We start from the raw sequence: 14,824 nt of genomic DNA, 5'->3' as shown, positions 1-14,824 counted from the left end.
GCGAATGGGCATCATTCGATTGATGGACGAACCTCTATCTAATAAAATATCCGCGGGTGAAGTAGTCGAACGGCCGACTTCGGTCGTTAAGGAATTAGTGGAAAATGCCATCGATGCTGGAAGTACAGCCATCGAAGTGTTACTCGTCGAAGCGGGGCTAACCTCCATCCAAATCATTGATAACGGTGAGGGTATGGATGCCGATGACGCGTTGTTGTCATTTTCTAGGCATGCCACGAGTAAAATTGCCAACGAACATGATTTATTCCGGATTCGGACGCTTGGGTTTCGCGGTGAAGCACTGGCGAGTATCGCTTCGGTTTCTAAAGTGACTTTGCATACATCAAATGGTGCAAGCGGAACTTTTGTGAAAATGGAAGGCGGACGTTTAACCGAGCAACGTGCGGGGTCTCTTAGAAAAGGAACGGATATTAAAATCGATCAATTATTCTTTAATACGCCTGCGCGTTTAAAATACATGAAAACATTGCAGACAGAACTTGGTCATACCATCGATTTGCTGAACCGCTTTGCGCTGAGCTATCCGGGTATTGCTTTTAAACTGATGCATGACGGCAGAGTTATTCTGCAAACCTCAGGCAGTGGAGAAATCAAGCGTGTGTTAGCCGACATTTACGGCGTCGCGATTGCTAAGAAAATGATTCCGTTTGAAGGACAGTCACATGACTATAAAGTATCAGGCTACGCGTCGCTTCCTGAAATCACCCGTGCCAATAAAAACTATATTTCATTGTTCGTAAACGGACGCTGGGTTAAACATTACGCTATTGCCAATACGGTTCATAAGGCTTACCATACTTTCTTGCCGCTCGAGCGGCAGCCGATTGTCGTATTAAATATTGAAGGGGACCCTTATTTGACAGATGTCAATGTCCATCCATCTAAACAACAAATCCGTTTGAGCAAAGAAAAAGAATTGATGGAATTGATCCATGAAACGATTCGACGCACGATTAGTTCAGTTGCGCGTGCACCGATTATTGATAAACCAAAACCGGTCAAACAATCGCCGACTAAGCAATTGGATCTGTGGAAAAGCTCGTTTACAGTTCAAGAACCAAAGCAATTACCAGCACAAGAATGGTCAGAGCTACCTGTTGAAAAAGAAACAGTATTTGTTCAACAACAAGAAAAACCACTTCAAGAAGAAATCGCTTTTGTTGAAGAACTGCCGCCACTGGCAGAACACGAGGAAAAACAACAAGAAAGTCCTCAATTTCCGGAACTAGAAGTAGTTGGTCAAATTCATGGTACGTATATTGTGGCGCAAAGCAATGATGGCTTTTATTTGATTGATCAACATGCAGCACAAGAACGCATCAAGTACGAATACTTTCGCGAAAAAGTGGGAGATATCGACGGTAACGAACGGCAATCTCTGTTACTGCCGCTGACGTTTCATTACAGCCGTGATGAGGCATTAAGGTTAAAAGATCATTTAGCTGTTTTGGCTGATAGTGGAGTATTTTTAGAAGTATTTGGCGATACTTCATTTATTGTTCGGGAATATCCAACTTGGTTTCCAAAAGGTTTTGAACAGGAAGTTATTGAAGATTTGATCGAACAGATTTTGAACGAGCGGAAAGTGGATATTAAGAAATTACGGGAAGATGCAGCCATTATGATGAGCTGCAAACGATCGATTAAAGCAAACCATTTTCTGCAGAAACACGATATGGAACGATTACTGGCAGATTTGAAACAAGCAGAGCAACCCTTTACTTGTCCGCACGGGCGTCCTGTGATCATCCATTTCAGAACATACGATGTTGAGAAAATGTTCAAGCGTGTAATGAATTAAACGTTGGCGTCTAATTTGCCAGTGTTTCGGGTATAAATAGAGAATAAGTGTATAGTGAGGAAGGGTGTAAACGATGCAGGTAACCAAAGATTACATGAGTGCTTCTGATGGACACGAACTTTTTTATGCGCGTTACGAGCCACCAAGTCCTATTGGGCATATCCATATTATCCATGGGATGGCTGAACATATCGGTCGCTACGAAGAGTTCGCGGAATACCTAGCGTCGCGGGGCTTTGTGGTATCTGCGCACGATCAACGTGGACATGGGAAAACTGCAGAACGTAACGGGATTCAAGGTTACTTTGCAGACGATAAAGGCTTTGAACGAGTGGTCGAAGACGCGCATACAGTCATTACGGAAGTACAGCAGGCGACGGGCAAACTGCCATTGCTCCTATTCGGTCATAGCATGGGATCGTTCGTAGCCCGTCGTTACATGCAATTACACAGTGAAGAAATCAGTCGTGCTGTTTTATCCGGGACGGGTGGAGACCCAGGCATTTCCGGTAAACTTGGAAAGATTGTAGCGATCGCATCGGCAAAATTACAAGGAAAGCAAGAACCCAGCGAAGCGCTCGGAAAATTGACTTTTGGCAATTTCAATAAACCCTTTGCGGAAGAAGGTTCTCCGTATGCTTGGCTGAGCCGAGATAAAGAGGCTGTTGCAAAATATGAAGCGGATCCTTGGTGTGGATTTGAATCGACTAATCAGTTTTACATTGATTTATTTTCAGGGCTTGCAAGACTAAATAAGCCTGCAGAAATCGCCAAGATTCGGAAAGACTTATCGGTTCTGTTCATCAGCGGTTCTATGGACCCTGTCGGAAATAACGGCAAAGGTGTTTTCGCCGCAGCCGAACAATTCAACAAAGCGGGGATGACTCACGTCAAAGTCTATCTGGCAGAACAAGGGCGACATGAATTGCTAAATGAACTCAATTATAAAGACTATTTTGAGTTGATAGGAGATTGGATGTGCGGAAATGATTGATGTGGTGGCCGTTGTTGGACCTACAGCATCTGGGAAGACCGCGCTGAGCCTTGAATTAGCCAAGCGGCTAAACGGAGAAATCATCAATGGTGACTCGGTGCAAATCTACCGGGATATGACGATTGGGACAGCGAAAATTTTACCAGAAGAAATGGCAGAAATTCCTCATCACCTCCTGGATATTAAAGAGCCGGACGAGAGTTTTTCGGTAGCTGAATACCAACTATTGGTGCGGGAGAAAATTGCTGAAATTCGCTCGCGCGGCAAGCTACCGATTATCGTCGGTGGGACAGGACTTTATGTGCAGGCTGTGCTATTTGATTACCGGTTTTCAGAAGAGCCTGTTAATCAACAGCTACGAGACGATTTGAATAAGGAACTAGAACAAACTGGTCCCGAACAGATGTATGCAAAATTGTTGAAGTTGGATCCACAGTCAGACATTCATCCAAACAACACGCGCCGTGTTGTGAGGGCGGTTGAAATTTTGATGAGTGGCCAGCAAAAAGGAGACCGTAATTTAGCGTTGTCGCCAATGTACAACGAAGTGATTATCGGTTTAGACATGCCAAGAGACATCCTATATGAACGCATTAATCAGCGAGTGGATACGATGCTTCAGCGTGGCTTGGTCGAAGAAGTTCAGGCCTTACGGCAAAGAGGCATACGCGACGTTCAGTCAATCCAAGCCATTGGCTACAGAGAAATCTACGCTTATCTAGATGAGCAGGAAAGTTTTGAAAGAGCAATCGAAAAGCTAAAGCAAAACTCACGCAAATACGCTAAAAGACAGTTTACTTATTTTAAAAATAAACTACCGATTTTCTGGATCGATGCACTGGGCGATCGCGAAAAAAATCTCCATGAAATAACGGCGCTTATGCAGGAAAATGACAGAAACTGTCGAATTGATAAACTGATGGCAAATCAAACACAAGTAGAGAGATAGGGGGATCTATATGAAACCGGTCAATATTCAGGATGTCTATTTAAATCAGCTTCGTAAAAATAATATTTATGTTACTGTCTTTTTACTTAACGGTTTCCAATTAAAAGGAACTATTAAATCTTATGACAATTTTACGGTGTTGGTAGAAACTGAAGGCAAGCAGCAATTAATCTACAAGCATGCGATCTCAACATTTTCTCCGTCAAAACCTGTAGCGATTGAGCACGAAGAATAAACGGATACCGGACTGCAGATGTAGTCCGGTTTTTTTGACTGAGTAGATGGGACAAACACGGGCGCTTGCGCTTTTCTGATTGTCCAGCTCCAGCGCCCAGATTCTAGGGTCATAAGTCAACCCAGCTGCATGGCAAAGAGCGCCACACTGCTGGTCTGTCTTATGCCCGTCGAATCTACACGGGCGCTTGCGCTTTTCTAGTTGACAGTTGGCTTTTAGGAGTATAGCATTTTTAGATGAATAGGATTTAAATTCAGGAGGCGTACCCATGAGAACGATTACAGCAGATAAATTGCAACAACAAGTAGAAGCTGGAGAAAACTTGAATATCATCGACGTTCGCGAGGCAGATGAGGTGGTTGCAGGTATGATTCCTGGAGCTAAACACATCCCTCTTGGTGAAGTGGAAGAACGCATTGGGGAACTGGATGCCGACAAAGAATACTACATGGTATGCCGTGCGGGTCGCCGTAGTGAAATGGCCTGCGGCATCCTAGAGTCAAGTGACTTCAATACCGTCAATGTCGAAGGCGGCATGACTTCATGGAACGGTGAAACAATTGCATAAGCAAAAAACAGGCCATCCGGTATTTCTACCGGATGGCCTGTTTTTATAATATCTGGATTTTACGTGCCGGTAATCGCCATTTAAACGTATAGGACAAGATTCGCAAAATCGTAATCAGTACGAATAGTGAATATAGCATGAGATCGGAGCCCACCAAATCAAAACTAATGAACAATCCGGCCAAGGCTGCCCAGACAGCGTAAATCTCTGATTTCAAGACAAGCGGCTTTCGTCCAGCCAATAGGTCGCGCACAATTCCCCCACCTGAGCCTGTTAATACCGCAGCCACAATAACGGCAAAGAGCGGCAATTCCAATTCGACAGCGTATATAGCACCTTGGACGGCAAATGCCGACAAACCAATGGCATCAAAAAAATAGCCCCAGCGATTCCAATGTCCAAGCAATTTATGTGGAAATAAAAATACAACCGTAATCGATATGAGGGCAAGTTGGAACATGAATTCCTGCTCCCACAGCGCCGAAACAGGCACTCCAATCAATAAATTTCGGATGGCGCCGCCGCCAAAAGCAGTGACAACGCCGAGAAGGTACACGCCAAAAATATCGTATTCTTCTTCCATGGCGATAATGGCGCCGGACACTGCAAAAGCAATTGTACCAATGGCGCTCAGTACTTCCCAAGCCATAAGCCTATTCCCCCTTAACATGCAACTCTATGAATTGTATCAGAATTTGACGCTATTTCAAGTCATGCCGCATAATAGGGAGTGAAGTACAAGAGAATGGAGAATTGCATGTTTACTACGATTAAAACCATAGAAAGAACTATCCAAGCGCAGCTGCAGCTAGCTGATGAAATTGCATATGTAAATCAGAAGAAAGTGTTAGATGCGTTTCAAAGCCAACGGGTCAGTGACCACCATTTTAATCCATCGACCGGCTATGGTTACGACGACGAAGGGAGAGATACGCTTGAATGTGTATATGCTGACGTTTTTAAAGCCGAGGCCGCACTCGTTCGTCCACAAATTATCTCTGGAACCCACGCCATCACCATCTCCCTGTTTGGTGTACTGCGCCCTGGGGATGAATTGCTGTATCTTACAGGGAAGCCGTATGATACGTTGGACTCTATCGTTTCGGGTGGGGACAAAGATACCGGATCACTGAAGGATTTCGGTATTAGCTACCAGCATACAGCATTAAATGCTGACAATAAAATCGATTGGTCAGCAGCTGAAAAAGCAATCAGTAACAAAACAAAAGTAATTGCTATTCAACGCTCAAGAGGCTACGATACGCGCCCCTCCTTTACCATAGAAGAAATTGGGGAGATGGTTGCGAAGATCCGCTATCTGAAACCGGAGACCATCATTTTTGTGGACAATTGCTATGGCGAGTTTGTAGAGAGACAGGAGCCGATTGAAGTCGGGGCAGATTTGATTGCGGGTTCTCTTATAAAAAATCCTGGCGGTGGACTGGCTAAAATCGGTGGCTATATAGCTGGCAGAAAAGAATTAATCGAAAAATGCGGTTACCGTATGACATCACCGGGTATAGGAAGAGAAGCTGGGGCTTCTCTCAATGCACTGCCTGATATGTACCAGGGATTTTTCATGGCTCCTCATATTGTCTCTCAAGCATTAAAAGGAGCAATTTTTACTTCGGCACTTCTGGAAGATGCCGGAATGGCAACCACTCCTCATTGGAGTGATCGGCGAACAGATTTGATTCAATCCGTGTCGTTTCAAACAGCTGAGCAAATGATCGCTTTTTGCCAAACCATACAAGCAAGCTCACCGGTTAATGCACAATTCAAGCCGGAACCTGCTTATATGCCTGGTTATGAAGACGACGTCATCATGGCGGCCGGAACATTTGTGCAAGGCTCCAGTATTGAGCTGACAGCTGACGGTCCGATCCGCGCGCCTTATACAGCGTTTGTTCAAGGTGGTCTTACGTATGAGCATGTCAAAATTGCTGTACTAAATTCGGTCGATGCGCTGAAAAAATTAAAATTACTTTAAAGGTTTCCCGCGTACCAAACGTGGGAAACCTTTTTTGTGTCAGAAAACCTAACGCGTTATTGACAAATAACCTAACGTGCTATATGCTGTAAAAGTAGTAATTATTTGAAATGGGTGAAACTTATGACGAACAGGGTGCGACGGACGATGCCGCTTCTTCCAATCAGCATAGTTATGCAGCTGACGGAATTGACTGCGAGACAAATTCGTTATTACGAAGAGCACGATTTGATTAATCCTGCACGTACAGAAGGCAATAAGCGTATGTTTTCGTTGAATGACGTTGATACCCTGCTTGAAATTAAGGATTATCTGGATCAAGGGCTTAACATGGCTGGTATAAAGAAAATATATGACTTAAGAGAGACTCCTGAGAATGAAAAAGCAGAACCCAAAAATCTAAGCGATGCTGAGTTGCGCAAGCTGCTCTACGAAGAGTTGAAACACCAGGCCCGTCCACTTGAAAAAGGCGGCTTTAAATCAGGTGATTTATCCCGTTTCTTCAATTGAAGTGGGCTTACATACAATTATAATAGGAGAGTGAAGCGAACATGGGCAAGTATTCAAAAGAAGACATTCAAAGATTAGTAAAAGAAGAGGACGTTAATTTCATCCGCCTGCAATTTACAGATATTCTTGGGGTCATTAAAAACGTTGAAATACCGACATCCCAGTTGGACAAAGCACTCGATAACAAAATGATGTTTGATGGATCTTCTATCGATGGATTTGTTCGCATCGAAGAATCTGATATGTATTTATTCCCGGATCTTGATACTTGGGTTGTCTTCCCTTGGATTACAGGTAAAGGTAAAGTAGCACGCTTAATCTGTGATATCTACAGTGCAGATGGTACTCCATTTGCTGGGGATCCGCGGACAAACTTAAAACGCGTATTGAAAGAAATGGAAGAGCTTGGATTCACGCATTTCAATCTTGGGCCAGAACCGGAATTCTTCTTGTTCAAACTTGATGAAAGAGGCGAGCCATCTCTTGAATTAAATGACCATGGCGGCTATTTTGACTTGGCACCTATGGACCTTGGCGAAAACTGCCGACGCGATATTGTGCTCGAATTAGAGGAGATGGGCTTTGAAATTGAAGCTTCTCACCATGAAGTAGCACCAGGACAGCACGAAATTGACTTTAAATATGCAGATGCAATCAAAGCATGCGACGATATCCAAACTTTTAAACTAGTTGTTAAGACAATTGCCCGTAAACACGGTCTTCACGCTACATTTATGCCGAAGCCATTATTCGGTGTCAACGGTTCAGGTATGCACATGAACGTTTCCTTGTTTGATGGAGACCGCAATACATTCCTTGACGAAGACGGTGAATTGAAACTAAGTGAAACAGCATACCAATTCCTTGCGGGCATTCTTGAACATGCTGAAGGATTTACAGCTGTAACAAATCCATTAGTAAACTCATACAAACGTCTAGTACCAGGTTACGAAGCACCTTGCTACATTGCCTGGTCTGGTCAAAACAGAAGCCCGTTGATCCGTATTCCGGCATCACGCGGTTTGTCTACACGTGTTGAAGTACGTTCAGTCGATCCAGCAGCAAATCCATATCTAGCAATGGCAGTGCTGCTCGGTGCTGGTCTTGACGGCATCCGTAGAAAACTGACGCCGCCAAAACCAGTAGACCGCAACATCTATGCAATGAACAAAAAAGAGCGCGAAGCAGTCGGCATCAAAGACCTGCCGGGAACATTGTATTCAGCTCTCCAGAAATTGCAGGAAGATGAAGTAATGACTAAAGCGTTAGGCGAACACATTTTAAACAACTTTATCGAAGCGAAAGAAATTGAGTGGGACATGTTCCGCACAAGCGTACACCCGTGGGAACGTGAGCAATACTTGAAAATGTATTAAGTTGAAAACCGTTGGGGCTCTATGGCTCCAACGGTTTTTTCTTTTTTTATAGAAAGGGCCAATTGGCAATTTTTTTTATTTCCCCGATTTTATTTAAAAAGTGCACATATATTCGTCGGATTTTTCGATTAAACATTCTTCTATTTCTGTGAGTTTGTAGCTGTATATGTTTCAGAGCTTGAGTTATTTGGACTTGATTAGGCTGAAAGTTTGGCAGGAATTTTAGGATAAAATGGAGGCACTGAAATGAAAAAAATAATCATCATTGGGACTGTCGTGATGATTGTTTCCTTCCTGACAGGATAAGTTGAGCTAGATTTCAAGTACAAAAGTTCGCATAGGTGAGTGGAATTGGAAGGTGGTGAGAGAAGAAAAAAAGACCGTTTTTTCAGACCTTCTTTCTCTCTTACTTTTTTGATTTGATGGGTATAGTGGTCCCAAATATAATGCCTAAACCCATCCCCATCGCAAGACCGATAGCTAAGTTGTCTATTGCAATCCCAATAGCGGATCCGATGCTTACCCCGAGGGCAATACCAACACCCATATTCGTTTCACGCTTATTATTGTCATTTTTGTTCTTCGGGAGTTTTTTATCACCATTCATAAAATGACCTCCTTATTTCTGAGTCCGTCTTCTATTTTTGGATGAGAAAGCATAAAGACTTAAAAAGATGACTAACGATGCAGGGATTACTGCAGCACCCATGAATCTACCTGCTAATATAAAAAGAAATTGTTCATAATTAATACGGAAGTGAGATGAAAAATTTTCATTAGCCAAGAAATTTCTAAGTTAGTATTGAATATGGGCTAAAATAATTCGGTACTAAAAAAAGTAGTTTAGTGCTAATAGTATGGAATGATGCTGTCTTGTCACTATGGATTACATCGAATGTGGCTTTTGATCGCAGTTGTTGGCGTCATACCAAGGAGACACTCTCTCTTGAAAACGCTGCAGGGTCAATCCCTAATCATACGAATCGTCCTAAAGGATTTCTCGATGAAATTGTATATGGCCACAATGTTTCAAGGCTTGGCTAATTTCCAACTAATCCGTCTTTCTCTTAAGGTAATTTAAAATCACTTCTTCATCAGCTGAAAAAAATTCATCCATTTTATTTATGTTTTTAACAACTGAAATCACCAACTCTTCATGTATTGGTTCTTTGTTGCTTGTGAAATAGCTTGAAATTAAGCTGGTAAAAGTAACGATAATGCCGATACCGATGATCAGTAACAGAACGGCCAGAATGCGGCCAAGAAGAGTAGTGGGTGAGATATCTCCGTAGCCCACTATGGTAATTGGGACGATTGCCCACCTATGTATTGATGTCTAGTTCTACCATGATGACCGGTATAGGAACTAGAAATAAAAGGATGGTTGTGACTATAAGCAATTTATCGAGACCATTCGTCCGGAGAACCTCGTAGATGGGTATAGTGTAACGGGTTCTAACCCCGAACAAACGAATTATGCGGAAGACCCTTACGAATCTGGCTGCCTGGAAAATGGCAATCAACTCAAAGGGATGAGATTTGATATAAGTCCATTTCTGTTTTGAGTGGTTTGATCTTACCGTATAGTCAATCATAAATATTCCCCAGATCACCCAATTTAACAAATTGAATTGTTGGATTGAGGGACGGACAAAACTAGTGAAATAAGGATCAATATAGCCATTTACATTTTGTAAATGAAGGATGCTTTTTTTATTTCAACTCTCCGTTCTTTCATTTTGTCTAGCTGCCAATACAGCTTACACGAATATACATTAGTTCCATATCAATTTTTTAGGTATGAAATTTAAGGGTCTCCAAATTTAAAAGAACAGAGATTAAACCTCTCCTACTAAATCGAAATGAATAGGTTATTGTTTTGCTATAGGCTTGGGTAAGCAAAGAAATGCTTTATGAACGATTTAATTGGAGCAAGATAGAAAGACCAGAACCTAAGCTATGTTAATAAAAGGCTGGATAGATGTCCAAAAACTGCATCTCCAGTAATGTCTTTAAAAAAAGGATAATAGACATCGATAAAACCGATTAAAATATCTTTGCCTATATAAGTTGAACGAATGATTCCGAGCTGTTAATGTTCCGCTAATCAGCTGCTAAGAGCTTGCGACGAACGAACTCGGGTTGTCTGAATTTATTTCAATGTCACTTACGCCGCTCTCATAAGAGTCTCCGCTGGTTTGCTAAGTATCCGGATGACTTGTTACTCAAGGATGCTTTGAAGAAAGAGCGCAAGACGGCGAAGAGCGAAGATGTGCTCCTGCATCGCTGCGCTAGCTTCGTCGCAAAGCCATTGCCCGAACTTTCTTCGTTCAATGGCTTTCCTGCTGGAGCAGCGAAGCGACATCCAGGAGACCCCACAGGAGCTTGCGACAAGGAGGGCTGGGGCGACGTCCTTGGCAACTGGCGAGAAGTCCTGTCGCGCCAGTTGCATGACCCACATCCTGTGGGCCCAAGGCGTCCGTCTGGAGCGATTTCTTCGTTTCCCTACTTCGTTGAGTTGAAAAAGCTGTTTCTTTAATTTAACTTATATAATTTGTTTACAGGAGCAATTTTCGGGTTATAATTAAGTGCAGCCTTAATGTTTAATAACTCATACTGAATTTTTCTTTAACATTTGTTGAAGGAAGATTTTGTGGGAGGGGATTAAATTGAGGAAAATTCAAGGGCTTCCGAGTCTGGTAGATTATTTGGAATCTGTAAATTATCCGTTGGCTGCTGAGCAGATTACAGATTTAATGTCTAAAAGAAAGATTCCGCACCGCAAAGCGTACCAGGATGTTGTGATTTTTAACTTAGAACACATTGACTGGTGGATTGCTGAGCAGCAGAAACGATGATGCATTAATGCATATGCTTAACTAAAAGAGGATCTCGGCTCCTGTTCTGTAAAGAACTAGGAACGGGATTCTTCTTTTTTGGTAACTTTATACACTTATTTTCGTAAAATGTTATAATAATCTAAAAAAGAAGGAGGGGACAGCATGCGCTTTCTGATGGCAATTATTATCTTCCTAATATTCTTTTCATTTGGAGGAATAGGCGTGTATGTTATAGGTCCAGATCTTTCAACAGATCATTTTGTTGCAGAAGCGACCGAGAAACTGCGAGACAGTGGCCAGATGGAGAAAATAGTGGAGTATGTAGAAAATGATCCGGAAATGCTAGAATACGTAGAAGAAGCCCAAGTCGCGGAACAAGAGAGCAAAGCCTTACCATTCAAAACAAGCGGTGATGCTGCCGGTACAGTGATTAAAAAGGTGGGGATAAGCAACTTAGCTAAAATGAAGTCAGGGATTGAAGATGGCACAATGTCCGCAGAACAAGTGATTCAGGAATTGGAAGAAGATCTAAGTGAAGAAGAAATGCTGGCGCTAAAAGTGATCATGTATAAGGAACTATACAAACAGCAATAACGCCTGGGATATGGTAAACTAATTTACGGAGACAAAGTAAATAGTTTGAAGGAGGCCATTGCATGAAATCATTTCAAGTAGAATTTAATTTTGATCATGGAAATACCATTGTTCATAATGTCCAGGCCGTGGACAAAGAGTCGGCATTGAGTAAAATTCCTTCCAATGGTACTTATGAAATTTCTAATGTGGAGACAGGCCATATTTATCGTATTACAATCAATTTGGTTAAATATATAAAAGTCAGCGAATTGTAGAAGGTTTCTTCTCGGTAAGCTGTGCGGAAGGTGCTGCCAGTGCAGCCCTTTTTTTTGAGCCCATATTTAAAGCAATCAATCTGACGGTGGAGGGATTAGATGAATTTCAAAGGTTCAAGCGCATACGAAGAAAAAGATTTTTTAGCAAACTACCTGCAAAGAAGAAATCGAATTGATAGTCCAAATAACAGCATTGAAAAGCCAGTGATTTTTGAGCTCCTTGGAGCGTTCAAAAAAAAGAAAATACTGGATTTAGGTTGTGGAGATGCCTTGTTTGGGAAAGAGCTTCTGCGGGCTGGTGCAGATTACTACCACGGGGTCGAAGGATCTCTAAAGATGGGAAGTCTGGCAGAACAAAATCTGGAGGGGCTGGATGCGCGCATTACGTTGACCACAATAGAATCATTCGAATATCCGAAAGAAAGCTATGACATTGTCGCTTCGCGCTTGGCGGTCCATTACTTGCCCGACATAGAGCAGTTGTTTAAGAAAATTTACCACACGTTAAAAACCAAAGGAAAGTTCGTCTTTAGTGTCCAGCATCCGCTGACGACTTGTTCTTTTGAAAGTAAAAACTCTGGAGAGAGAAGAAGCAACTGGATAGTTGATGATTATTTTGAAGAAGGGGAACGGCAAGAACCGTGGATTGATAAAATAGTGGTCAAGTATCATAGGACCACCGAAAGCTATTTCACGGCTTTAAGAAAGGCAGGATTCATTGTTACAGATCTCCAAGAAGGAATGCCAAAACAACAGAATTTCGAGGATGATAAAGAATTCACTAGAAGAAAGCGGATTCCAGTAATTTTAGCTTTTAGCTGCAGCAAGCAGTGAACAAACAATTTTGTTTACATAGGGAGAATATAAAAAACACCGGGAAAATTTTCCCGGTGTTTTTTAGTGTATCTGACGGTAAACGCCAACGACTTTTCCGAGAATGGAAACTTGATCCACAATGATTGGATCCATTGACGAATTCTCGGGTTGCAGGCGAAAATAATTTTCTTCGCGGAAGAAACGTTTCACTGTCGCTTCGTCTTCTGTTGTCATTGCTACAACGATATCACCATTATTGGCAGTTTGCTGCTGTTTAACGACTACATAATCGCCGTTTAGAATGCCGGCTTCAATCATACTTTCACCCGCGATTTCTAGCATAAAGATGTGGTCATCTTCTGTGCCGTAGCTTTGAGGAAGAGGGAAGTACTCTTCAACATTTTCAATTGCCGTAATCGGAATACCGGCAGTTACTTTACCAATCAACGGGACATGTAAAACCGGACTTTTATCAATTAATGCTTCATCAGTGCTGATTACTTCAATTGCTCTCGGTTTTGTTGGGTCCCGGCGGATCAGGCCTTTACTTTCAAGTCGTGCCAAGTGCCCATGTACAGTCGAACTGGATGCCAGACCAACTGCCTCACCAATTTCACGAACGGACGGTGGATAGCCTTTTAGGCGAACTTCTTCTTTTATGAACGTTAGGATGTCTTCTTGGCGTTTGGATACTTTTTTCAACAGTTTCACCTCATTTGAGTAATTCTACTAGATTTCTACCAATAGTATACCAACTCGGGCAATGAAATGCAAACATAGGTTCGAATTTTATTGTTGACAAAAACACTTGTTCGCTTTATTATGAGAACATACATTCCGAACACACATTCTCAGGAGGCGATTTAAATGACAATCATCCGACAAAATTCTTACCTAATCTTATTTTTCGTTCTAATTATGGTGTTTACTTTTTATGCAATCCTGTCCCATAATACAATTAGTGCACAAATGAGCCAAGTTGAAATAGAAGAAGGCGATACACTCTGGACTTTAGCAGAATCGTTCAGCGGTACAACTCCTCATCATGAATGGATAGAAGAGATTATGAAAGAAAATAATCTTTCTACACCCCAAATTATTGCAGGGCAATCTCTTAAGATTCCCAGTGACCAATTAAAATTTGCTCCTGATGAGACCACTAAATTTGCAGGTGATGCTGAATGAAGAAAAGTGCATTAATTTATTGCCGTGTCAGCACGACCAAAGATACACAGGAATCATCTCTTGAGAGACAGGAAGAAGAGCTGATAAAGTTTGCATTTGAAAAATCCTATAAAGTAGACGGTATTTTTGTCGATCAACACAGTGGATACGAAATGGACCGTGAAGGGCTGTTGGAGATGTTGAACAGCATCAAGACAGAAAAGATTGATGCAGTATTTATCCAGGATGAAACCCGCTTGGGCAGGGGACATGCCAGGATAGCACTTTTACATGTCATGAAAAAATATGGTGTAGAAGTCTATACTTTATCAGATCGAGGGCCAATTGCACTAAATGATATGGACGACATGGTTCTTGAAATTTTGGCGATTGTGGAAGAATATCAGCGTAAAATACATAATGCTAAAATTAAACGTGGGATGAAACGCGCTGTAGAAAATGGCTATAAACCAGAGAGGAATTTAAAAGGAAAAGGAAATCCTGATGGTCGAGAGCGTTTAGATTTGCCCATTGATCAAATTGTCAGTCTGAAGACCAATGGACTGACTTTCAGCGAAATCGCTGTTACACTCCAGGGCTTTGGTTACCAGGCGAGCAAAGCGACAGTTCATCGACGATATAAAGAGTATGAAAAGCTGATGGAAGACTAAAACGTTGCGAAAACCTGACTTTTTTTGTACCATATGAA

General features: G+C 42.1%; 19 protein-coding genes. 15 read left to right on the top strand and 4 right to left on the bottom strand.

Features of this window, described 5'->3' with window-relative positions:
- The first annotated feature begins 4 nt into the window (after positions 1-4).
- From mutL to BBH88_RS11645, 5 genes are all read left to right on the top strand, one after another.
- Positions 5-1,822 carry a DNA mismatch repair endonuclease MutL gene (gene mutL / locus BBH88_RS11665; RefSeq protein ID WP_006829775.1) on the top strand — a complete coding sequence of 606 codons (1,818 nt, stop codon included), beginning with the start codon at positions 5-7 and terminating at the stop codon, positions 1,820-1,822.
- A 73-nt stretch (positions 1,823-1,895) separates the two neighbouring features.
- Positions 1,896-2,816: an alpha/beta hydrolase gene (locus tag BBH88_RS11660; RefSeq protein ID WP_006829776.1), complete on the top strand. Its 921-nt coding sequence runs from the start codon at positions 1,896-1,898 to the stop codon at positions 2,814-2,816.
- Positions 2,809-3,765 (top strand): tRNA (adenosine(37)-N6)-dimethylallyltransferase MiaA, encoded by a 957-nt coding sequence (miaA, locus tag BBH88_RS11655; RefSeq protein WP_065536766.1) that lies wholly within the window; start codon positions 2,809-2,811, stop codon positions 3,763-3,765. Before BBH88_RS11660 ends, miaA begins: the two co-directional genes overlap by 8 nt.
- 10 nt (positions 3,766-3,775) lie before the next feature.
- Positions 3,776-4,000, top strand: a complete 225-nt coding sequence (hfq, locus tag BBH88_RS11650) for an RNA chaperone Hfq (RefSeq protein WP_006829778.1) — start codon at positions 3,776-3,778, stop codon at positions 3,998-4,000.
- A gap of 268 nt (positions 4,001-4,268) precedes the next feature.
- A complete protein-coding gene (locus BBH88_RS11645; protein WP_006829779.1) occupies positions 4,269-4,568 on the top strand; it encodes a rhodanese-like domain-containing protein in 300 nt (99 codons plus the stop codon).
- Between the two features lie 43 nt (positions 4,569-4,611).
- On the opposite strand, the gene BBH88_RS11640 is transcribed toward BBH88_RS11645, so the two are convergent.
- Positions 4,612-5,217, bottom strand: a complete 606-nt coding sequence (locus BBH88_RS11640; RefSeq protein WP_006829780.1) for a trimeric intracellular cation channel family protein — start codon at positions 5,215-5,217, stop codon at positions 4,612-4,614.
- A gap of 108 nt (positions 5,218-5,325) precedes the next feature.
- Between BBH88_RS11640 and BBH88_RS11635 the strand changes: the two genes are divergently transcribed.
- The 3 genes from BBH88_RS11635 (at position 5,326) to glnA (ending at position 8,444) form a co-directional block, all read left to right on the top strand.
- Entirely contained in the window at positions 5,326-6,558 is a 1,233-nt protein-coding gene (locus BBH88_RS11635; protein WP_154669159.1) for a methionine gamma-lyase family protein, read from the top strand.
- A 123-nt stretch (positions 6,559-6,681) separates the two neighbouring features.
- The gene (locus BBH88_RS11630; protein WP_006829782.1) at positions 6,682-7,068 is read left to right on the top strand and encodes a MerR family transcriptional regulator; all 387 of its coding nucleotides are present in this window, start codon (positions 6,682-6,684) and stop codon (positions 7,066-7,068) included.
- Between the two features lie 41 nt (positions 7,069-7,109).
- A complete protein-coding gene (gene glnA / locus BBH88_RS11625; protein WP_006829783.1) occupies positions 7,110-8,444 on the top strand; it encodes a type I glutamate--ammonia ligase in 1,335 nt (444 codons plus the stop codon).
- Between the two features lie 406 nt (positions 8,445-8,850).
- Here glnA and BBH88_RS11620 read toward each other — a convergent pair whose 3' ends face one another.
- Together BBH88_RS11620 and BBH88_RS19660 are read right to left on the bottom strand one after the other, a co-directional pair.
- Positions 8,851-9,051: a glycine zipper domain-containing protein gene (locus BBH88_RS11620; protein ID WP_006829784.1), complete on the bottom strand. Its 201-nt coding sequence runs from the start codon at positions 9,049-9,051 to the stop codon at positions 8,851-8,853.
- Positions 9,052-9,495: 444 nt separating this feature from the next.
- Entirely contained in the window at positions 9,496-9,759 is a 264-nt protein-coding gene (locus BBH88_RS19660; protein ID WP_269148253.1) for an ion channel, read from the bottom strand.
- Positions 9,760-10,662: 903 nt separating this feature from the next.
- Here BBH88_RS19660 and BBH88_RS19415 point away from each other — a divergent pair.
- The 5 genes from BBH88_RS19415 to BBH88_RS11590 all read left to right on the top strand — a co-directional run bounded on the left by BBH88_RS19415 (position 10,663) and on the right by BBH88_RS11590 (position 12,969).
- Positions 10,663-10,983 (top strand): hypothetical protein, encoded by a 321-nt coding sequence (locus BBH88_RS19415; RefSeq protein WP_040852312.1) that lies wholly within the window; start codon positions 10,663-10,665, stop codon positions 10,981-10,983.
- Between the two features lie 130 nt (positions 10,984-11,113).
- On the top strand, positions 11,114-11,302 hold the full coding sequence (locus tag BBH88_RS11605) for a hypothetical protein (protein WP_006829788.1): 189 nt from the start codon (positions 11,114-11,116) through the stop codon (positions 11,300-11,302).
- 144 nt (positions 11,303-11,446) lie between these two features.
- Entirely contained in the window at positions 11,447-11,878 is a 432-nt protein-coding gene (locus BBH88_RS11600) for a hypothetical protein (protein WP_006829789.1), read from the top strand.
- Between the two features lie 62 nt (positions 11,879-11,940).
- Positions 11,941-12,135: a hypothetical protein gene (locus BBH88_RS11595; protein WP_006829790.1), complete on the top strand. Its 195-nt coding sequence runs from the start codon at positions 11,941-11,943 to the stop codon at positions 12,133-12,135.
- Between the two features lie 99 nt (positions 12,136-12,234).
- Positions 12,235-12,969, top strand: coding sequence for a class I SAM-dependent DNA methyltransferase (locus tag BBH88_RS11590; RefSeq protein ID WP_006829791.1), 735 nt, complete (start codon positions 12,235-12,237; stop codon positions 12,967-12,969).
- Positions 12,970-13,032: 63 nt separating this feature from the next.
- On the opposite strand, the gene lexA is transcribed toward BBH88_RS11590, so the two are convergent.
- Positions 13,033-13,653: a transcriptional repressor LexA gene (gene lexA / locus BBH88_RS11585; RefSeq protein WP_006829792.1), complete on the bottom strand. Its 621-nt coding sequence runs from the start codon at positions 13,651-13,653 to the stop codon at positions 13,033-13,035.
- 165 nt (positions 13,654-13,818) lie between these two features.
- Between lexA and yneA the strand changes: the two genes are divergently transcribed.
- The gene (yneA, locus tag BBH88_RS11580) at positions 13,819-14,136 is read left to right on the top strand and encodes a cell division suppressor protein YneA (RefSeq protein ID WP_065536769.1); all 318 of its coding nucleotides are present in this window, start codon (positions 13,819-13,821) and stop codon (positions 14,134-14,136) included.
- Positions 14,133-14,786 (top strand): YneB family resolvase-like protein, encoded by a 654-nt coding sequence (locus tag BBH88_RS11575; RefSeq protein WP_065536770.1) that lies wholly within the window; start codon positions 14,133-14,135, stop codon positions 14,784-14,786. The genes yneA and BBH88_RS11575 overlap by 4 nt, the downstream gene beginning before the upstream one ends.
- The last annotated feature ends 38 nt before the right edge of the window (positions 14,787-14,824 follow it).

Origin of the sequence: Planococcus antarcticus DSM 14505 (genome assembly GCF_001687565.2) — a bacterium.
Classification (GTDB): Bacteria; Bacillota; Bacilli; order Bacillales_A; family Planococcaceae; genus Planococcus; species Planococcus antarcticus.
The sequence above is the reverse complement of the archived record's forward strand: the minus strand, read 5'-3'. Positions and strand labels throughout refer to the sequence as shown.